13 protein-coding genes, 1 pseudogene and 1 CRISPR repeat array are annotated in these 21,415 nt (G+C 49.8%); of the genes and pseudogenes, 5 read left to right on the forward strand and 9 right to left on the reverse strand.

Annotation, left to right across the window (positions count from 1 at the left end):
- Nucleotides 1-1,122: a CRISPR direct-repeat array (repeat unit 29 nt; unit sequence GTGTTCCCTGCGCCTGCAGGGATGAACCG).
- 54 nt (nt 1,123-1,176) lie between these two features.
- A pseudogene (locus ACO6V1_RS09100) lies at nt 1,177-1,290 on the reverse strand (hypothetical protein); the annotation flags it as partial.
- A gap of 471 nt (nt 1,291-1,761) precedes the next feature.
- Here ACO6V1_RS09100 and ACO6V1_RS09105 point away from each other — a divergent pair.
- Complete coding sequence (locus tag ACO6V1_RS09105) at nt 1,762-4,014, forward strand: hypothetical protein (RefSeq protein ID WP_422449895.1); 2,253 nt, start codon at nt 1,762-1,764, stop codon at nt 4,012-4,014.
- A 123-nt stretch (nt 4,015-4,137) separates the two neighbouring features.
- On the opposite strand, the gene rplI is transcribed toward ACO6V1_RS09105, so the two are convergent.
- The 4 genes from rplI to rpsF form a co-directional block, all read right to left on the reverse strand.
- Entirely contained in the window at nt 4,138-4,584 is a 447-nt protein-coding gene (rplI, locus tag ACO6V1_RS09110) for a 50S ribosomal protein L9 (protein WP_422449894.1), read from the reverse strand.
- A gap of 25 nt (nt 4,585-4,609) precedes the next feature.
- Nucleotides 4,610-5,482, reverse strand: coding sequence for a hypothetical protein (locus ACO6V1_RS09115; protein ID WP_422449893.1), 873 nt, complete (start codon nt 5,480-5,482; stop codon nt 4,610-4,612).
- A 21-nt stretch (nt 5,483-5,503) separates the two neighbouring features.
- On the reverse strand, nt 5,504-5,728 hold the full coding sequence (rpsR, locus tag ACO6V1_RS09120; protein ID WP_020584246.1) for a 30S ribosomal protein S18: 225 nt from the start codon (nt 5,726-5,728) through the stop codon (nt 5,504-5,506).
- Between the two features lie 88 nt (nt 5,729-5,816).
- Nucleotides 5,817-6,233, reverse strand: a complete 417-nt coding sequence (gene rpsF, locus ACO6V1_RS09125) for a 30S ribosomal protein S6 (RefSeq protein WP_101745436.1) — start codon at nt 6,231-6,233, stop codon at nt 5,817-5,819.
- A gap of 406 nt (nt 6,234-6,639) precedes the next feature.
- Between rpsF and ACO6V1_RS09130 the strand changes: the two genes are divergently transcribed.
- The 3 genes from ACO6V1_RS09130 to ACO6V1_RS09140 all read left to right on the forward strand — a co-directional run bounded on the left by ACO6V1_RS09130 (nt 6,640) and on the right by ACO6V1_RS09140 (nt 13,378).
- A complete protein-coding gene (locus tag ACO6V1_RS09130) occupies nt 6,640-8,409 on the forward strand; it encodes an autotransporter assembly complex protein TamA (RefSeq protein WP_422466598.1) in 1,770 nt (589 codons plus the stop codon).
- Complete coding sequence (locus tag ACO6V1_RS09135; RefSeq protein WP_422466600.1) at nt 8,406-12,278, forward strand: translocation/assembly module TamB domain-containing protein; 3,873 nt, start codon at nt 8,406-8,408, stop codon at nt 12,276-12,278. The genes ACO6V1_RS09130 and ACO6V1_RS09135 overlap by 4 nt, the downstream gene beginning before the upstream one ends.
- 194 nt (nt 12,279-12,472) lie before the next feature.
- The gene (locus ACO6V1_RS09140) at nt 12,473-13,378 is read left to right on the forward strand and encodes a hypothetical protein (protein WP_422466601.1); all 906 of its coding nucleotides are present in this window, start codon (nt 12,473-12,475) and stop codon (nt 13,376-13,378) included.
- Between the two features lie 357 nt (nt 13,379-13,735).
- Here the strand turns inward: ACO6V1_RS09140 and rlmB are convergent, their stop codons facing one another.
- From rlmB to rnr, 3 genes are all read right to left on the reverse strand, one after another.
- Entirely contained in the window at nt 13,736-14,470 is a 735-nt protein-coding gene (rlmB, locus tag ACO6V1_RS09145) for a 23S rRNA (guanosine(2251)-2'-O)-methyltransferase RlmB (RefSeq protein ID WP_422466603.1), read from the reverse strand.
- 219 nt (nt 14,471-14,689) lie between these two features.
- Entirely contained in the window at nt 14,690-15,286 is a 597-nt protein-coding gene (locus ACO6V1_RS09150) for a hypothetical protein (RefSeq protein ID WP_422466605.1), read from the reverse strand.
- A gap of 281 nt (nt 15,287-15,567) precedes the next feature.
- Nucleotides 15,568-18,192 carry a ribonuclease R gene (gene rnr / locus ACO6V1_RS09155; protein ID WP_422466607.1) on the reverse strand — a complete coding sequence of 875 codons (2,625 nt, stop codon included), beginning with the start codon at nt 18,190-18,192 and terminating at the stop codon, nt 15,568-15,570.
- Nucleotides 18,193-18,605: 413 nt separating this feature from the next.
- On the opposite strand from rnr, the gene ACO6V1_RS09160 reads away from it, so the two are divergent.
- Nucleotides 18,606-19,820, forward strand: a complete 1,215-nt coding sequence (locus tag ACO6V1_RS09160; RefSeq protein ID WP_422466608.1) for a hypothetical protein — start codon at nt 18,606-18,608, stop codon at nt 19,818-19,820.
- 292 nt (nt 19,821-20,112) lie between these two features.
- Here the strand turns inward: ACO6V1_RS09160 and ACO6V1_RS09165 are convergent, their stop codons facing one another.
- On the reverse strand, nt 20,113-21,405 hold the full coding sequence (locus ACO6V1_RS09165; RefSeq protein WP_422466610.1) for an adenylosuccinate synthase: 1,293 nt from the start codon (nt 21,403-21,405) through the stop codon (nt 20,113-20,115).
- Between the last annotated feature and the right edge of the window lie 10 nt (nt 21,406-21,415).

The raw sequence follows: 21,415 nt of genomic DNA on the forward strand, positions 1-21,415 counted from the left end.
GTGTTCCCTGCGCCTGCAGGGATGAACCGATTCTGCGGTGACGGGTCAGGTTACAGTAAAAGTGTTCCCTGCGCCTGCAGGGATGAACCGCGACCTGATGTATCACCCTGAGCAACATAACTGTGTTCCCTGCGCCTGCAGGGATGAACCGCTGGCGGTGTCAGCGGAGAACCTGGCGGCCCGGTGTTCCCTGCGCCTGCAGGGATGAACCGATCAGATTATTATACATGGCGGTGATGTGATCGTGTTCCCTGCGCCTGCAGGGATGAACCGCGGGACATTATCAAGATTCGGGACAACCCTAAGTGTTCCCTGCGCCTGCAGGGATGAACCGCGCATCAGCAGTTGTCGAATCACGTCCCGCTCGTGTTCCCTGCGCCTGCAGGGATGAACCGCACATTGATTCATGGCTTGAAAGGCAGCAACGGTGTTCCCTGCGCCTGCAGGGATGAACCGGCTTTTATGTCTGAGGGACGCACTGAAGTGTTCCCTGCGCCTGCAGGGATGAACCGTAATAACGGTATCGTCGGCTATATGCTGCGCCGTGTTCCCTGCGCCTGCTGGGATGAACCGTAAAAACCGCCTTTCTTTATCTCTATAATCTCGTGTTCCCTGCGCCTGCTGGGATGAACCGCATTCTGGCAATGGGCGCGTATGCCGCAAAGCGTGTTCCCTGCGCCTGCAGGGATGAACCGTATTTCGGCGGAGGTGGTACGGGCTTGAGTGGGTGTTCCCTGCGCCTGCAGGGATGAACCGTCAATGGCAGGGCATTACACCGGGGATGATTAGTGTTCCCTGCGCCTGCAGGGATGAACCGCGACACCGGCAAGATGTTGCTGGAAGCTGTCCGTGTTCCCTGCGCCTGCAGGGATGAACCGGATTCTCCAACCGGCTGTGGGATTGCTGTAGAGTGTTCCCTGCGCCTGCAGGGATGAACCGAGAAATTAGATTTCACAGTTCTGAATATGAAGGTGTTCCCTGCGCCCGCAAGGATGAACCGTCAGACGAACTCATCAGGTTGCGATTAACCCAGTGTTCCTTGCACCCGCAGGGATGAACCGGGATTTATCAACGCCTAATGCAGAGGCCAACCGTGTTCCCTGCGCCCGCAGGGATGAACAGCGATCCGAAACCATCCGACGTCAGCTTATCAGCCACCCGGTCCCTGGCCTGGTTATCCAGCATCAGACCACCCAGAACGGACTGCTCCGCTTCAATGGAGTGGGGAGGGTGTTTTAATGGCAACCGTCGCTTCATCAAGGGGAAGCGCCAGTTCGCGAGGACTGACATCCGGCATATTAACGTTCTGCGGAAAAGAGTAGTGGCATGTCAGGATACCTGATTCCGACCTTCAGAAGGAATAACGATTTTCATTCACCAGTACAATAAAACGGCACAGCATTCAGTCACGAACTGGAAACAGCATAAAAGTCAATGGCTATCTATTTAACAAAGGGATTATCTGGAATTTTTATTCAATTAACGAGTCCAATAAAATAAATCAGGCCAACGGAAAGCAATGTTCCCATGAATAATTTTCCAACTCGTTCACATGCTCCAATCCTGACACCCCAAGAGGCTCGTTCGCCTGAATCAGACAGTACCATACCATCCCATCAAAAATGTCCTGTCAGGCTGCTCTCTGAGATAACAGTCCCACAGATACCGCAAGGTACTTCAGCTCTGCATCCACACGCCACCACATCGTCAGTTACATCAAGAAATATTTCACAAACACCCACAGACGGTAGCCGGGTACCGATGACAGACGCCGTCAAAAATGCCCTGAAATGTCTGAAAGATGCTGGTATAGACGCACAACAGTGGCAAGGGCTCGGGTTAGTACTGGAGGTTCCCTATGACATGATAAAAAGCATCGATACAAACCTTGCATTGAGCAACCCCGAGAGCAAGTTGTGCGAATTACTCACCTGCGCTGAAACATCAAACCTTTTGCTACCAGAAAGGTTGGTTCAGGGGGTCAGCGAACTTATGGATATGGCACTGTGTGAAGAATATAGAAATAACACATACGCCTTATGTCGATTCATTTTCCCGCATCAATACGTTTTCAATAAAAAACAGGAAATTGTCACCAGAGCAAAAAGCTTTTTTGACTGCGGATCTCTCTCCCTGGCGGAGCCTGATTGCTATAACAATGACAATCGGTCGTGGTACGACAGGATTTCACCCAGAGATGCTTACCTGATCGTTAATAAGCACTTGGATAAAGCACAACGTTATTCTCTTGCCGCCAGATTAGATCTGCCTGACGCTGACCGGGAAGCATTATTGCCACTACTGGTCGGAGAATGGAATGTCTATGTCGCAGAGCTGTTATGGCGGGCAGACGAACAGCAACTGCTGACCTTCGCCAATTTGTGTGCGGTTATTTGTGAAAGTGGCAGTTGCTGGTCAGTCGAGACGAAAGTTTGTCCCAAACTGGGCCTGGATTATCATCAGCTTCCACAATACCAATCCAAAAGGAGGTTATCAGAAAATAACGGCGAGCCTGATCGGTTGTTAAGTATACGGGATTTGGTTTCCGTTTTTTGTAATCAAATGCAAATCCTCCCGGAATATCTGGCACAGGTCTGTGGTTATTCCGAACTACTTAAACACCCCCTGTTGATGACGATGCAGAAAAAAATCAAGTTTTTTCCTGATACTCTTAAAAGAGTGATTTTTCTGGAACTGATTTACCAGAAAAACCGTGGAAATAGCAAAGGCGGTTTATCCATTACTGACGTTGTCCGCATTCTTAATAAACCGGAGGTGATGGAGTTCAGAGTAGCCAACCGGTTATTGAGTAACATGACCGCTGGTGATTCTGAACAGGCAAGCCCGGTATTTACGCGATCACAATTGTTAGAACTGGCCGACATGCTGATTCAGAATCCGGATTTTGAGGCAGAACCTCTGGCAAAAATGCTGGGTCTACCCAACCATAAAAGAAAGTTGATTGTTTCCGGGGAGCATGCAAAAGTTTTACAAAAAATGATTTATGACATTTTCTATGCAGCCAATACGTTGGGAAGGCTCACTCCCGAAAATCTCCTGTACGCTTTGAATCAGACTTGTTCGGCATCATTGGTGAACAGCGTGTGCAATATGAGTACGTTTCCGCAGTTACAATCCATCACCGGCACACCATTACCGCCGTTAGTACTTGGCCAGCAAGATGAAATCCCCCGAAAACCAGGCTCAATACCCTTAACCATGGATTTCCTGGGTAATCTACTGCTGAGCCATAACGTGCATAGAATTGGTATGTGTACAGGGCTTGGATTTGATGAGCTAAAGGCATTACAAACGTGTACCGGAGACAAACCACAGCTTCTGGCTTATCGCCTGTCTAAGAAACTGACTGAAACCGAACGGGGTCTTGAAACGGGTCATCTTTATCAGGCGCTGCAATGGCTGAATGACAAGGAAGCGCTGGCCTATTTCCCGCAACAACAAACCGATGAGTTCCTGAGTTGTCTGCCTGAGCAGACCGTTAGCAACATCCAGCAGGGAATGGCTTATATTTCAGCATTCAGCCAGATCCCCGACACAGACGATGGAATTGGATGGATCTTTCCGATTGCCTGCAAAATCGGCTTGCCCAGGAGAGAATTTGATCACATTCCTGTATCCTGTGATCCTGGCTGGAATCTCATCAGTTTCCTTCTGGCAGCCGGAGAATCCCCATCACCACAAAGGGTTAAAGAACTTGTTGAGTGGTCCGGGCAATTGACGTTGGCAAAAGACCTTCTGAGTGAGTCGGGAGATAACGAGTCATCAGCCTATCGTTGCCCCATTGGCGGAAATTTAATTTCATGGCCGGCAGCAATCGACAAAAAGCAGAACCAGGGTGGGCCACAGACCGTCTATTTTGAGCATGACCTGCTGTTTAAATGGGTTAATAAAAACCCCATCCATCCGTTAACATTAGCAGCACTTGACGTGAAAGAGATAAGGACTCACTGTCCAGAATTTTTTGAGCAACTTATTGCAACGCTCGATGGTTAATCTCAGGACAGCCCTTCTCTTTGTAGAAAGGGAAAAAAACCGATGAATTGCCATAAGCCGGGTTAAAAAAAACCGGAGCCCCGTTAGAGTTCCGGTTTTTAATCTATCTGTTAACCGAACTGATTATTCAGCTTCGATAAACACCTTGATAGTTGCAGCAACATCAGAATGCAGCTGGATACCAACGTCGTACTCACCAACGGCACGGATTGGGCCTTCTGGCAGACGGATTTCGCTCTTGGCAACCGCAACACCGGCAGAAGTGATGGCTTCCGCCAGGTCACGAGGACCGATAGAACCGAACAGTTTGCCTTCGTCGCCTGCTTTGGCGGTCAGGGTCAGTTCGATTTCAGCCATTTCTGCAGCGCGCTTCTGAGCACCGCTCAGTTGTTCGTTAGCCGCGCTCTCAAGCTCGGCACGACGGGCTTCGAAAGTCGCCAGATTCGCTTCAGTGGCAGGCAGGGCCTTGCCAAAAGGAATCAGAAAGTTACGGCCATAACCGTTTTTAACGGTGACCTTGTCGCCCAGCTTACCAAGCTTGGCAATTTTTTCGAGCAGGATTACTTCCATTTCGCTAGCCTCTATCTAGTACCTGTCATCCCTGATGCAGTCGGTTATTCGCGCGGGCGCGAAAATCAAAAAGACTGTCCAGACATGCAGTTAAAACAATGACCGGGTACGCCAGTTGCGTGACAAAAATCAACAGGATGTAAAACCCTACCAGCCAGAAGCTTCCCAGTTGTCGCATCCTCACCAGCCCGTGGATCATGGCAAGCCCCGCCACCAGCAATGGCAGCGTTGCTGCAGGAACCAGCACCAGCATGTAAGGAACAACGGTTGCTCCCACCAGGGTAAATGCCAGAAGCCCCATGGCTACCGGGAACGGCAGGCGGATCTGGTGAAACTCTTCACGGAATCCACCCGGGTTAAAAAGCTGTGCCTGCCAGGATCTGGCCAGCACCAACCCAAGGATGCAGATCACCAGGTTAAACCAGGTGATCACACCGATAACCCCGTATTCTACCAACGGCCCAATGCCCGCTACTAAGTCGTCCGTACTCTGCCCTGCCTGCTGAACGTAGTCACGAACCAGTGTCATGACCAGTTCGCTGATCAGGGCGATTTGCTGTGGAGCCAGCTGCGCCATGACCAGAGCGATGAAAGCTCCGGCTGGCAGCAGCGCCAGTAGTGTTTTTTGCCAGGAAACCGTTTGGCGTAATACCAGGGCCAAAGCCACGATGGTTGTCAAACCGATGATCGTGGAGAACTGTCCCATGGCTGCCCAGGCAATACCCGGCAGCACAGCCCACGTGAGTATTTTCAGCCCTTCACTGGTACCACGACGTAGTACTACCAGTGAAATAATGGCTGCACTCACCCAGAACAGCATGGGAATACAGGCAAACACAGTGGCCAGGATCATTGCCTGTTTCGGGCCACGCATTACCAGTTCCGCCAGTCCACGCATCAGCTATACCCTGTGAATAAATCAGTGACGATCGGTGTATGGCAGCAGGGCCACGTAACGAGCGCGCTTGATCGCTGTTGCCAGCTGACGCTGGTAACGAGCCTTGGTACCGGTGATACGGCTAGGAACGATCTTACCGGTTTCAGAAACATAAGCTTTCAGGGTGTTCAGATCTTTGTAATCGATCTCTTTCACGCCTTCAGCGGTAAAACGGCAGAACTTTCTGCGACGGAAAAAACGTGCCATGGCAACGCCTCCTTGGATTTATGCTTGTATGGTAAAGAGCAGGTTAAAGCAGGAACCTTAGCAGTCGTGAGCGACTGAGCGTCAGGTCTTACTCTTCAGACTCTTCTACTTCGTCTTCAACGGCTTCTTCAGAGGCACGTTCTTCACGGCGGTCTTCACGACGATCGTCGCGACGATCACGCTTTTCTTCAGACTGCAGCATGATAGAAGCTTCAGTGATGGCTTCATCACGACGAATGACCATGTTACGGATAACCGCGTCGTTGTAGCGGAAGTTTTCCGTCAGCTCATCCAGAGTTTCGTTACCACACTCAATGTTCATCAGAACGTAGTGAGCCTTGTGGATCTTGTTGATTGGGTAAGCCAGCTGACGACGGCCCCAGTCTTCAAGACGGTGTACCTTGCCACCATTTTCGGTGATAGCGCGAGTATAGCGCTCAACCATGGCAGGTACTTGCTCGCTCTGGTCAGGGTGGACCAGGAAAACGATTTCGTAATGACGCATTATTTGCTCCTTACGGGTTAAATAGCCTCCTGCAATTTTTATCTCCGACAGCCGTCGAAAAGATTCTATAAAGCAGTAAGGCAAGGAGAGTGTGAGCGCAGGCGCTCACCGGTTACTACATTCACAATGGCAACCCTCTTGATCGACTCTTGACCAAAAAAGCTCTACTGAGAATGAAATATACGCCGGACAGATTGGCCGGAGCATACAAAGAGCGGGAATTTTAGAGATTTGTTGCGTTGGTTGCAAGGGGAGACAAGGTCTGCCGCACTGGTAATATCCGGTGTCGATATGGTGATTTACCACTATCCATTCAACGATGAGCCTCCTGGAGGTCGATATAGCCAGAGACCGCTCCAATTTACCGTTTTTATTGCCGGGAACGCGTACCCACTATCATTGAATTATGGCCGATCACGAAAGCACAGCACTTATCCATACACCGAAACGGCGAATCGGCCTGTGGCTGCTGATCATCCTGTTTTTTTCTGCATCGGCCTGGGCAACAAAACCTCTGACCTATAAAATCAATGGGCTCGACAAAGCCTTACTGCAAAATGCGACGCTCTACCTTAATAACCTGCCTGCCATCAAACCCGAACAACTGGATGAATACCGGCAAGAAATCCGGGAGGCCCTGCAAAAATCCCTGATGGCCCTGGGCTATTACCAGCCCACCATTGACTTTCACAGCAAAAAAGCTGCCAGTCAGCTCATCATTACTATCAATCCGGGTCAGCCAGTGATTGTCCAGTCCCTGCAAATCAATCTGGAAGGTGATGCCCGGCAAGACCGGGCATTTACCCGGTTAATCAGGCAGAGCCGGTTAAAAACAGGCGATGTCCTGAATGATGGTGAATATGAGTCGCTGAAAACAGGGCTCAATAAACTGGCCCTGACCCGTGGTTATTTTGATGCAGACCTGAGTGAACACCAGATCAAAGTCTACCCGGCCAAACATCGGGCTGACATTACCCTGACCATGGAATCCGGCAGACGATACCGGTTCGGATCGGTTATTTATGACGATCTGGTGAGCGAAGCTACCCGAGAGTTGCTGAACACCATGATCAATTTTGAGCCGGGGCAACCCTATCGCTCCGAACAGCTCAGCCAGTTGAACATGGACTTTTCTGCCACCGGTTACTTTAAATCCATTGAAGTCCGCCCTCTCAAGGACAAAGCGGTTGATGGTGAGGTTCCGATTTTCGTAAGTGTGATACCCAAAAGTGCCTGGGAGCTGGAGACCGGTATCGGTTTCTCTACAGACGAAGGTCCAAGGGTATCCCTGAGTGTCGATAACCCATGGCTGGATGAAAAAGGGCACAGTTTCACCAGCGATATCAAAGTGTCCAAAACAGGGCAGGAGCTGAGTGGGCGCTATAAAATCCCCTATGGCAACCCTCTGCTGGAATACTACAGCCTGGACAGCGGTTACCAGAGAACGTCGGTTCAGGATACCGACAGCCAGCTTGTTTCCGCTTCTGTTAATAAGTGGAAAAAGCGGCCGGGTAACTGGGACCAGGACTTTTTTATCCGGGTAGATTATGAGAACTACACCCAGGGGCTGCAAAACAGCAGTAACCTGTTGCTAATACCCGGCATGTCATTTGACCGCCGGAAAGTGGTTGGCAACCCAACGGATCCCCGCTCCGGACACCTCTACAACCTGAAAATCGAAACCTCTGCCCAAGCCTGGCAATCTGATGCGGACTTTATCAAAGTGTGGGGCCGGGCCAAATGGCTGACCACGTTCTTCAAGCATCACCGATTGATCAGCCGAATTGAGCAGGGTGCCATCTGGGTGGACGACATTCAGAATATCCCGCCGTCCATTCGTTTCTTTACCGGTGGTGACCAGACGGTCCGTGGCTACAGCTATGACAGCCTGTCCCCAAGGGACAGCAACGGCCAGCTGGTTGGCGGCCAGTACCTTTCGGTAGCCAGTATTGAATATGACTATGAAATTGCTGAAAACTGGCGGGTCGCCTTGTTTGTTGACAGCGGAACTGCAACCAACTCCTACAAAAAAGGTCAGGTTGAATGGCAAACCGGGGCTGGGCCGGGCATCCGCTGGGTGACGCCCCTGGGTCCGTTAAAACTGGACTTTGCCTTTGCGATCAGTGAGCCCGGCTCTCCCTGGCGAATCCACTTTTCCATGGGGCCGGATTTATGAACAGCGCCCCAAACCATAACTCTGAACAGGCCGGGTCTGCCCCGGCAGCGCCAGACCAACGCCCAGTGAAAAAAGTATCTCTGATCAAGCGGTGTCTATCAGTCACAGCCGTCTTCCTGCTTACCCTGATCTCACTGCTGCTGTTTACTCACACTGGCAACACCCTGCTCTGGCACCAACTGAACAATGTGCTTCCGGCGCTTGATGGGGAGCTGACGGAAGGCCAGCTGATGACAGGCTGGCATATTCAGAATCTCCGCTGGCAAGATAGCCGGATCAAGTTTCAGGCTGATGATATAACGCTGAAGTGGCAGCTTGGAAAAGTGTTAACCAGGCAGCTGCCGGTACAACTGGTGGAAGTTAAAGGCGGCAACCTTGAGATTCAGCCCGTAGCCGAAGAAATCGTGCCTTCAGCACCGCCCTCTACCGATGCAACCGTCGATATTCCCCTGGATATTCTGATCAGTCAGATCCATATCCAGGATTTTGAAGTCACCTTTTCAGGAACCACGGTGTCCCTGGAAACCTTTACCGCAGACGCCCGTCTACAGAATAGCCAGCTGTTTATCCCTGAGGTTCGGGCAGATAACCTTCAGATTGTGTTAAAAGACCAAGACAGCACAACGTCCACTCCAAAGGCTTTAACGCCGAACAAACCAACGTCGGCAGGCATTGATCTCTCAACCATCACACTGCCGGAAGTAAAACTCCCAATCCCTGTCAGCCTGGAAAATTTCACACTAACCAATGCCCGCTACCAGCAGGGTGATATTGATGAAACCCTGAAAGCGCTGGCGCTGAGTTTCAACTGGCAAGCGACTCATATCACTAACCTGACACTTAAGGCAGAACAAACCAAGGCCAATATTCATTTAAACGGCGAAATACAGCTAGCTGAAAACTATCCGTTAAGCCTGAACCTGAATACCACTATTCTGGATAACTTCAATATTCCTGAGCTGGCAGCCATGAAAGGGGATAAGCTATCATTGGCAGGCTCGGGCGATCTTAGCCAACTGCAAATGCGGCTTGCCACACAGGGCTCCATCAATGCATTGCTGGAAGGAAATATTGGCCCTCTTGCCCCCAACTTCCCGCTAAGCGTTGCCCTGAAATGGCACGAATTCCAATGGCCACTACAAGAAAGTGCCTCCGGGGTTTCATCCGACAATGGCTTAGCCAGGATCACTGGCAATCTGAATCAGTACCAGCTCTCACTGAACACATCCATTAAAGTGGCTGAGCAACCAGCAACTCAACTGCGTTTAGATGCCTCTGGCAGTTTGCAGCAGCTGGATATTAAAACACTGTCACTTAGCCCTGATGATGAAAGCAATCTTTCCGAAAATCCCTTGGAACTGACCGGAACAGTTAACTGGCAAGATGGCATTCATTGGCAAGGACACATTCTGCTGTCAAAACTACAGCCAGAAGTATGGCTAAGAGAGTTTCCCGGCACGCTGAGCGGCAAAGTAACCACTCAATTTATGATGACCGATGGTTTATGGCAACTCAACATTCCGGATCTGACGATCAATGGCTCATTGCTGAATACCCCCCTTGAATTGACCGGAAAACTGGCATCCGACAACCAGGTCGGGCCCATGGCCGCTTTACCCTTCAACGTGAATATTCACAGCTTTTATGCAGCGTTTGGCGAGAACCGCCTTAACATCAGTGGACAAATCGCAGAACAGTTATCCCTGAGCGCCAAACTGGATGCCAGCTCTCTGGATAGGATTACCCCGGAGCTGAAAGGCTCGTTACAAGGCAGCGTTCAGCTATCAGGGAGCGATAAACATCCAAAGCTTTTATTCAGCTTTGATAGCCCATCCCTAGAGGTTGAACAGACCAGTATCAACCGGTTACAAGTGAACGGCGAATTGACCAGAGCCACCTTGCTGGAAGGTAAAACCACGGTTAAGGCGGACTCTCTCAACAGTGGCAATATTCAGCTGAAAAACGTGCTGCTAAATGCCAGTGGCAGTGAACGGAATCATCAAATATCCCTGAAAACTCAGGGTGAGCCGGTATCCGGCGAGTTACAGATTAACGGAGTTTGGCAGGGTACCCACGGTAACAGCCGTGGCAAATGGCAGGGGCAGTTAGCCAGTGCCAGGGTAATCACACCGGTGGATGCCTGGTCTCTGGAGCAGCCTGTTACCATCGGGCTGAATGCCGCCAATAAAGAAGTAAAACTGACGGATCAATGCTGGTTTGCCAAACCGGCAAGGCTCTGTATTGATGCATCACACTTTTCAGCCAACCGTGGAACAACACGCTTCCGGCTATCAGACTTTAACCTGTCAACCCTGAAACCACTCCTGCCAGGCAACCTTAACTGGCAGGCCATACTGTCGGGCAGTGGAGATATCCAATGGGATAGCGGTCAGCCCATAGCTCATATCCAAATCCAGACGACGCCGGGTGAAATCACCAGCAACTCAGATCAGCCTTTATCAGTGAACTATCAAACGCTCTCCACCGTGATTAATCTGAATGAGGGTGATCTGCAGGCAGAGTTTGACTTTGACTCAAAACAGCTGGGGGACGCCTACATCCATCTGACCATCGACAACATGCACAGTGACCAGACCCTGAGTGGACAAGCCAGACTGCAGGATATGCGCCTGTACTTTCTGCAACCACTGATTCCGGATATCAGTCATATTGATGGTATTTTATCCGCTGACACACGCATGGGTGGAACTCTGAAAGATCCCTTGCTGTTTGGCAACCTGAAACTCCGTGCAGGACAGCTGGCCGCTAAACAGGAAATGGTCAAAGTCAGCCATCTGATCACTGAGCTGAATGTGGATGGCAATAAAGGTGAAGTCAGTGGCAGCATGAAGATAGACGACGGTGAAATGAAGCTGTCAGGTCATCTTGACTGGCAACAGATGCCCCCTTCCGGTGTTATCGATATAACAGGGCAAAACCTGGGAGCCAGAGTGCCGGGCATCCTCCAGCTGAAAGCCTCCCCCGATTTAAGGCTGACCCTTGGAGCCGCGCAAACCCTGACCGGGAACATCACCATTCCCTGGGCAAGAGCGAACATCAAACAACTGCCCAAACAGGCCGTCACCCCCTCTGATGATGTGGAGATTATCACTCCGGGAACCAGAAAAGCACTGTTGCATGCCGGTCCGCCCTTCTCCATGGATGTGAATGTGATTTTAGGCAAAGACATCAAGATCGACGCCTATGGGCTGAAATCAGACCTTGGCGGCCAACTGCTGCTGGATCTGCAGCCCGAAAAACCAATGACTGCCAATGGTTCTATTCAACTGACCAACGGCCGCTATCATCAATTCGGTCAGGATCTGCTGATTAAAGAGGGCCATATTATTTTCTCCGGCCCGCTATCCAGCCCATACCTGTCGGTGAACGCTATTCGCAACCCTGACAGCATAGAAGACGATGTATCAGTAGGCATGCAGGTGAGCGGCGCCCCCTCCCGGCCGGAGTTTTCTATCTATTCGGATCCATCCATGCCACAGCAGGAACAGTGGTCTTATCTGCTCAGAGGGCGGGGACTCGAAGATGGTGACAGTTCGGCAGTGCAATCCATGCTGATCGGTTTCGGTGTCAGCCAGTTTGGCGGCGTAGTGACTTCCATTGGTGAAAAAATCGGCCTCTCGGATGTCACGCTCGACACCCAGGGCAGCGGTGATGACACCCGGGTCACCATTGGCGGGACGATTGCGCCGGGCCTGCGGGTGCAATATGGCGCAGGTGTTTTTGACTCTATCGCTGAAGTTAAGGTGCGCTACGAACTAATGCCGCGACTTTACCTTCAGGCCGTTAGCGGCATTGCCCAGGCTATCGACCTTTTCTACCAGTTTACAATTGCGACAGAAAAAAAATAGACCTATTAAGATTTAATGAATTCAATGAGAGGTACTGACTTCCGAAAATTTTGCATCGTTATTAATTGGTAAAAAAATACATTGGCTACCTGGAGGAAGGAAACTTAATTTTAGAAAAACGGTCAGATATTGGGCCAAATATCAAGAACTATATGAAGATAGTCTTTGTTTTTCCAAAATTGAGGTTACCAGTCATGCACGGTGTAAATAACGGTAATGTTTCAAGAAACACTTATAATCCCCAACAGGAAAACAAGAATCAAAAAGTGGATACTAAAGTGTCGCACGGGGAAAGTGGAACCACTAATCCCATTGCTCACAGAACATGTATTTCGACAGAGGGTGCAGCTGCATCGAGTTCTGTACAGGCTGCCAGCGCCTTATCCGATGCGCCTACAGTCCACTTGACTAAAACATTTTACCGTCCCAAGGATAAAGAACCTCTTATTTTTGCGGAAGAACACCTTATGACACACGGAGACTTCAGGGATATACTATCTAAACACATGGATGTCTATGCAGTAGTAACGGATGATCGTAATGATATTGGAGCTGTCAACATTTTGGCCATCGGGAAACCAAAATTCCAATTAGACGACCTGAAGGGAAGATTCCATACTTGCGTTTTTCAATCTATACCATCATTAAAAGAATCACCTTACAGTTCTGAGTTGTTAGGTATCTCCCTTAATCAAACTTGTTGGATTGTTGATGACTTCTGCAAAAAACTTAAAAAAAAGAATGATAAGGATCATGAAACAATGAATTCGATTGAACGGTCAATATTTAATAAATTAAAACCAAAATATGATTTAAAAAAAACCTCGCTTTCACGTATTGTTACTCATAATAATTTCCTGGAAGATATCTCCCCTGAGGAAGCAAGATTTATTTTGGAAAAAAGCTTCTATGCCTCTATCAAAGAGATGAAGAGACAAGTCTCTACTCCTCATGAGAATAGCCTGAACTCAGAAGCAACAATCAACGATCTTCCGGAGATCCTTCGCAGTTATAAAGATCGTATGGCTTGGGGACGTTATCACAGCTGGAAGTTAAATCATCTTGATAAAACATTACTCAAAAATGCCAAATGGGAATAGCTTTTCCTCAGATGAGTCCGGCTAATCCTTTATTATTGCGGTTTTTTTGGGCAATTAGATGCGTAAGTAGTTAACCAAATGAAATCATATTTTCTGGCTAAGTGGACAGTCACTCTGCGGCGTTACAACTCCGGTCACATAGCTACGGCTATGCTCCCTGCGTTGTGCCTTGCATAGTAACTGTCCACTTAGCCAGAAATATACGATTTCATTTGGCCAACTACTTATCGTCAATATGGAACAACCCAAGAACGACCATTGAATAAGCCAATGCCCCAAAGCCAGTCTTTTTGAACTGGCTTGTTGAATCGATGATTTATCCAAAGGGCAGATTCAGTGAAATCAGAGTGGTGACAATCATCGTCGCTGTCGAACCGCCTCAAATAAACACACCCCGGTAGCAACCGACACATTGAGGCTACTGACAGAACCGGCCATTGGAATAAAAATCAGCGAATCACACAGGTCTCTGGTCAGGCGACGCATTCCTTTACCTTCTGCGCCCATGACCAGAGCCAGAGGACCGGTTAAATCCGACCGATAAATATTGCCGGAACTCTCGCCTGCGGTACCAATCATCCAGATACCTCGCTCCTTGAGCCATTCCATACTCCGTGCCAGGTTGGTCACCTGAATCAGAGGTACATTGTCTGCTGCACCACAGGCCACTTTGGTTGCTGTAGCATTGAGACTGGCAGACTTATCCCTGGGCACAATCACCGCATGTACACCTGCCGCATCGGCAGTCCGCAGGCAGGCCCCAAGATTGTGAGGGTCCGTAACGCCATCCAGAATCAGGAGGAATGGTGGTTCATTCAGCCCATCAAGAATATCCTCCAGGTCTTCTTCCCGGTAAACCCGGGCGGCAGAGACTCTGGCCATAATACCCTGATGCACACCCTCCGCTTTGGCATCAAGACGACTGCGTTCAACAAATCGGACGGAAACGCCCTGATCTCTGGCCTGATCAACCAGGGCATTGATTCGCTTATCCGTACGACCTTTCTGGATCTGAAGCTCCAGTATTCTTTCGGGTGACCGTTCAAACAGGCTCTGCACTGCATGCAGGCCAAATACTACGTCATTGCTCATTGATTTCTCATTTGAAAGCCTTTACAGGCCATAAAAAGGGGGATTTTAGCAAAACTGGAAGGACAGGAGTTATTGCTGATGTTTTAACACTGATATGTTAACGAAAACGGCCAGAATAAGCATGACCTATGCGCTACCGGACTCATTTCCAGTTAGCTAAATTCTGCATCAACCGAGGAGGCTGGCCGAGTATGCGTAACAATAGCTCGGCCAAACATTTTAATCGTCTTTTTTAAAGAAATAATTACCAACAGCCTCGACAGTAGACCCGATAGCAGACGAGGTAGCAAGACTAGCAGCCCCGACAGTCCCCATACAGACACTGGTAGCAACACCTGTCGCAACACCTTTGGCAACACCAGTACCAACATCGCTGGTAGCCCTTTCACCCTGAACAGAACCCCAGAAGGCCCCGATAGCAAATCCAGCTAAGGCAATCAAGGCAGGCCCGGCAGCAAGCTCAGCACAAGCAGCAAACCCGGCACTATCAACCCCGACAGCAGCAGACCCGGTAGCCCCGATAGCAAACCCGACTAAAGCCGAGGGAGCAACCGGGAGAGTGAGCGTCAAAGTAGCCTGACAAAGAAATTTAATGGTTTTTTTCGAAACAGCTACTAAACGATCCTGCAATGGAATACTTTCTATCTCATTATCAGTAAACTGTTTTTCACAGGAGAGATAATTTTTTTGGTCAGAACTTTCCACGCATTCCCGTGTACCTGAACGGCCAGAAGAATCTTTGCATTTTGTACTATCGTTTATTTTATTTATTGAACCAAAGTCCATTTTTGGATTAGAAGCGATAATTTGGTCCATATCAAACCTTCCGTTTTAATTAATGTTTGTTACAGCTAATAGATATTTATATTTGGTTTTAGTTCCCTATGAACACTAAGATATTTAACCAATTCTGCCGCTAAGGTGTTTTCCTTGCCCGAAAAGTGATCGTTAAATAAAAACTCTTATCAACCCGGAAACAAAAAGGCCGCTGTGAAGCGGCCTGATTTCAAAAGACATCTCGATAAAGCAGACAGACTCCCGGAGTAACCCAAGGAGCCAGGAAGCAATGCTTGATAATCCCTGTGATACGAAGCTTATTAACTGATCTTCCGTTTACGAGGCTGTTTGCCCGTCGGCTTTGAGGCTTTGGCTGAATCAGACTTCCGGGCGCTGCTGGCTTTCTTCTTACCGGCAGTCTTCTTTTTGCCGGAAGCGGTTGGCTTGCCCTTTTTACCGGTTGTTTTGGCGGATTTCCTGCCTTTCGTCCTACGGCCGGATGGCTTACCGTCTTCGGCAGAGCCCTTAGCGGATGAAGAGCCCTTGGCGGATGAAGTGCCTTTCCCTTTTTTAGCCGCCTCTTCAGCAGCCCTGGCTTCTCTGAGCAGTTTTTCCTTGGCCGCTGCCGACTTGAATCGACTGCCAAGTGCCGCGCTTCCGGATGAACGGGATTTTTTCGCCGAACCAGACTTACCGGATGACTTTCTTCTTCCCGGCCTGCTAAGTGCTGACAGCAGTTCAAAGTCGATCTTCTTATCGTCCAGATTCACCTTACTGACCATCACCTCCAACTCATCGCCCAGACCAAACCGGCGACCGGTGCGCTCACCGCGCATGCAATGATGAACATTGTCGTAAATATAATAGTCATCCGGCAGGCTGGTCACATGAACCAATCCCTCGACATAGACATCTTTCAGCTCAACAAACAACCCGAATCCGGTCACTGAAGAGACAATACCGCTGAAGGTCTGACCAATATGCTGCTGCATATAGTCGCACTTCAGCCAGTCCATGGCATCGCGGGTTGCCAGATCAGCCCGTCGCTCTGTGGTGGAACAGTGCTCTCCCAGTGCCTGAATATCGCCGGCGTTATAGGGGTAGATGCGCTTTTCAGGTATGGGGCTGGCCCCCACACGAACCACATGCCGGGAGGGGCTCTCTGAGCGGATAATATGACGAATCGCCCTGTGTACCAGCAGGTCAGGGTAACGGCGGATGGGCGAGGTAAAGTGTGCATAAGCCTTGAAGGCCAGGCCAAAATGCCCCTGATTATCACCACTGTAGACTGCCTGACTCATTGAGCGAAGAACCACGGTCTGAATCACATGGTAATCAGGACGATCTTTCACCCTAAGCAACAATGCCTGAATATCACGGGGGGTGATTTTGCCTGAGGGAAGTGCCAGCCCCAAACTGCCAATAAAGCTGTTCAGGTTAAGCTTCTTCTCCAGCGTCGGCCCTTCGTGCACACGGTAAAGCCCCGGGAGTTTGTGCTTTTCCAGGAACTTTGCCGCACACACATTGGCGCACAGCATACACTCTTCAATCAACTTGTGGGCGTCATTACGCTCCCTGGGCACAATCTGCTCAATCTTGCGGTGGCGACCAAAAATAATCTGGGTCTCCACCGTATCAAAATCAATCGTGCCACGCTCTGCCCGTACGGATACCAAGGTCTTGTAGAGCGAGTACAGATGCTCAAGGTGTGGCACTAATGGCTGGTACTGCTTCCGTAGCGCCCGGCCCTCATCACTGAGGGACAACATATCCCAGACTTTGGTATACGTCAGCCGCGCATGGGAGCGGATAACACTCTCATAGAATTTGTAGCCGGAAATCTTGCCTTTGCCACTGATGGTCATTTCACAGACCATTGCCAGGCGATCTACTTCGGGGTTCAGGGAGCACAAACCATTGGACAGAACCTCCGGCAACATGGGAATCACATGCCCCGGGAAGTAAACCGAAGTCCCCCGGTTAACCGCTTCCTTATCCAGGGCTGAGCCCGGTTTCACATAGTGGGAAACATCGGCAATCGCAACAAACAGTCGCCAGCCGCCGCCTTTTTTTGACTCACAATAAACCGCATCATCAAAATCACGGGCATCTTCACCATCAATTGTGACAAACGGCGTTGCCCGTAAATCGACCCGGCAATCTTTGTCCGACTCTGCGACCTCAGTTGTAAAACCCTTGCACTGTTTTTCCACCGCTTCCGGCCAGTCATGGGGAATATTATGGGTGCGAACAGCAACCTCGACCTCCATGCCGGCATCGGCTCTGCCACCGAGAATTTCCTTAACAATGCCCATAGGCATGTTGCGACGGCCGGGCTGCCGGGTAATTTCCAGCAGAATATATTGCCCCTCCGTGGGCATCAGCGGGCCCGGCTGAACAATAATCTCCCGGCTGATACGGGGGTTTTCAGGCACCATAAAGGCCGCACCAGACTCGGTATAGTAACGACCGACGACCTGTGTCGTATTTCTCTCAATCACCTCAACCAGCTGGCCTTCCCTGCGGCCACGATGATCGACACCTGATTCACGCACAACCGCACGGTCACCATCAAACAGCTGGCGCATCTCACGGGGGGAAAGGTAGAGATCTTCACCACCACCATCCGGCATTAAAAAGCCAAATCCTTCTTTATTGCCCTGAACTACCCCTTTAATAAGATTCAGCTTACTGATCAGGGCAAAGGCATTCTTGCGATTTTGCAGCAGCTGACCATCGCGGATCATCGCCTTAAGGCGGAACATCAGCGCTTCCTGCTGTTCTTCGTCGTTTATACCCAGTGCACGACATAACGCCCGATGGCTGACCGGTGCCCCTCGTTGCTCAAGGTATTCCATGATGTACAGACGACTGGGGATCGGGTTTTCATAGCGCTCTGCTTCGAGAGATGCCTGACTATCCTGGCTTTTCCACCCTTTTGACATGGGCTTATTGCACCTCTTTTAGGGCGTATGGCAGCCCGGGGCTGCCTGGTGAAAATGAAAATCTACAATCATGATATCTTTCTTCAAAGGCCATGGAGGGGGGAGAAGTTAACATTGAATCCATTCTGTATTAGTACATGCATCAGACTATTAATGCAAAGGGAGAAAGTGAAAAGAGAGCATAACAAAAGAATAGCTGATCTCAGTGTTATGCCAAAACAACCGGCGGAGACAGTGTAATGCAAGCCGGATCCCTGAAGGCAAATGATACTTCCCCAGGACAGATCAACAGAAAAAACTGCTTGAGACCGGGAACTATTGACTGGCAGGTAAGTCCAATTCATTGATTGCCGGAACTCCGGGATTTGCAAGCGCCAATCCCGAAACATCATAAATTCAACGAAGTCAGAAGCATGATACACAGTAGCAGCCCTGCCCCCATCCAGACTGGTAATCAATCGCCCAATGCCACTGATGCACCACCGTATCGGGCAACCCGGCGGACTTCCAGTCAGAAGCTCACCCTCCGTTGCCATCAAGCCATCAACTTGATTTCTCTGAAATTCAAGAGTCGTGAATCGACATTGTTACGGGCTGCAACAACCGGTGATCTGCCACTGATCAGGCGACTGGTTCGCCAGCACACTTTAGCCAACGGTAACTCTGTTGGGACAGGGCTGGAAGACGCGGCGGCCAAAGCAGCGGCAAACGGCAAGGCAGAAGCATTGGAGTTATTGCTTGAGTTTGGGGCCTACCCGAATTATGCGTTGGCGGGTGAGAATTTTCTGATCCCCCCAAGAAGAATGTTTGATGCGCGGGGACGCCGTCGCCAGTATCATGTTACAGAAAAGCTGACACCAGAAATAGTGAGTATATTGCTTAATAATATTTATATTCGCCCTGAAGTCACCATCAGGCTTGGGGATACCGGGGGCCATTATCTGCGTTTTACGCCAAAGGAATTAATCAACAGCAACCCTGGCAATATCAACAGGGAAGTAATCTGTAAAATGCTTGCCAGTCACAATCGAGTCGATGTGAACACGGAGATCTCTTTTTACCAAACGGGTGCGTTCGCTCTATCCAGCAAAGTAGATAATCAGAGTTTTTATCCACATCCACAAAGTCCTTACATCCACGTAAATTTTATTGGCCAGACCCTGATGTTTGATAACTTCGGCCTGACTGAGCATCTGCTTACAGACCAGACTCTGAATCTGGATCCCGGCTTACCCATCGGCACAGGAGCCGCTGAAAACCTGCTGATTATTTTTATGGACAAGTACTGCAAAGGATGTTTTCGCAAATTAAACCAGCGTTTTGATATTTTACTCAACGCTCTAAGGGACAAAATTGCCAACTCTGGCACCTTTCGCAACCAACTTTTGGCCAGCGAAAATGAGCTGTTCAAACAGCAATTTCTCACACTGTTTGCTATCGGGCATCAGGACAGGCATGACCCATCCCCTGCTGATTTTCAACATCTTAACTGCGATCAACTAAACAATAAAATTATGGACATATTTTTGACCATATCTTATGAAGCCCCGCCCGATTATCATCGTCTTTACCCAAATCCACCACCAAGTTATGACTCAGTTATTGCAGGTGACTTTGAAAGCGCTTAATAAATTGATGTCAAAACCATAACTACTGACAATATCACCCTAGTACATGGTTTCAATGAGTTTGACGTGTACGATCTCCGTTCACCCTGAGCGGAGTCGAAGGGTGCTTGGCACGATCTATCAGAGTCCGGAGTTTCCGCCTTTAGGCCCTATGGGTCCTTCGACAAGCTCAGGACGAACGGAGTGCGGAGGCACGACAACCCGTCAAACTCATTGAAACCATGTACTAGGTATAAAGCCGGTTTGTCCAATGATAAACCGGCGATTTTGTCACAGAGGCCAATCCTGATGATCAGGCAAACGGCTGACACAGAACGATAGTTTCTACACGGTCCGGTCCGGTGGAAATAATATCAATCGGTGCACCGGTGACTTCTTCAAGACGCTTGATATAAGCCAGCGCATTGGCAGGCAGCTCATCAAGGCTCTTCGCACCAAATGTCGACTCACTCCAGCCCGGCATCTCTTCATAGACAGGCTGAACCGACTCGTACTCTTCAACATCAACAGGCGTGGTAATGGACTCACCATCAGCATTCTTGTAATCCACGCAAATGCGGATTGTTTCCAGACCGTCAAGTACATCCAGTTTGGTCAGGCAGAGGCCACTGACCGAGTTGATCTGAATAGCCTGTCTCAGGGCTACGGCATCAAACCAGCCACAACGGCGTGGACGACCGGTCGTAGCACCAAACTCATTACCGACTTTGGCCAGATGGCGGCCATTTTCGTCATCCAACTCTGTCGGGAAGGGGCCTGAACCTACACGGGTGGTGTAAGCCTTGGTAATACCCAGGACATAATCCAGGTACAGCGGACCAAAACCAGTCCCCGTAGAGGTACCACCTGCGGTGGTGTTGGATGACGTGACAAACGGGTAAGTGCCGTGGTCGATATCCAGCAGAGAACCCTGGGCACCTTCAAACAGAATGTGGTCACCACGCCCATGATGCTCATGCAGACGGTCTGAAACACGATCAATCATCGGAATCAGTTCCCTGGCCATGGCCAGCGTGTCATCCAGAACGGTCTGGTAATCTACGGCTTCTGTCTTGTAGTAGTGCTGCAGGGCAAAGTTGTGATAATCCATCACTTCTTTCAGCTTTCTGGCAAAACGTTCAGGGTGCAGCAGATCAGCAACACGTAAACCTCGGCGAGCTACCTTGTCTTCATAGGCAGGACCGATACCACGCCCCGTCGTACCGATTTTGGCTTCGCCACGGGCCAGCTCGCGGGCCTGATCCAGCGCCACATGGTAAGGCAGAATCAGAGGACAGGCAGGGCTGAGTTTCAGGCGCTCGCGCACAGGAATACCGGTTTCTTCCAACTGCTTCATCTCTTTCAGCAACGCTTCAGGAGACAGCACAACACCGTTACCGATGTAACAAACCACATCTTCCCGCAGGATTCCGGAAGGAATCAGGTGCAGAACGGTTTTCTCACCATTAATAACAAGGGTGTGTCCGGCATTATGGCCGCCCTGGAAGCGAACAACAGCTTCCGCCTGCTCGGTCAGCAGGTCGACAATCTTGCCTTTACCTTCATCACCCCACTGGGTGCCAAGTACGACAACAGTCTTACCCATGGAATCGGTC

This window comes from Endozoicomonas sp. ALC013, from assembly GCF_049310205.1.
GTDB lineage: Bacteria > Pseudomonadota > Gammaproteobacteria > Pseudomonadales > Endozoicomonadaceae > Endozoicomonas.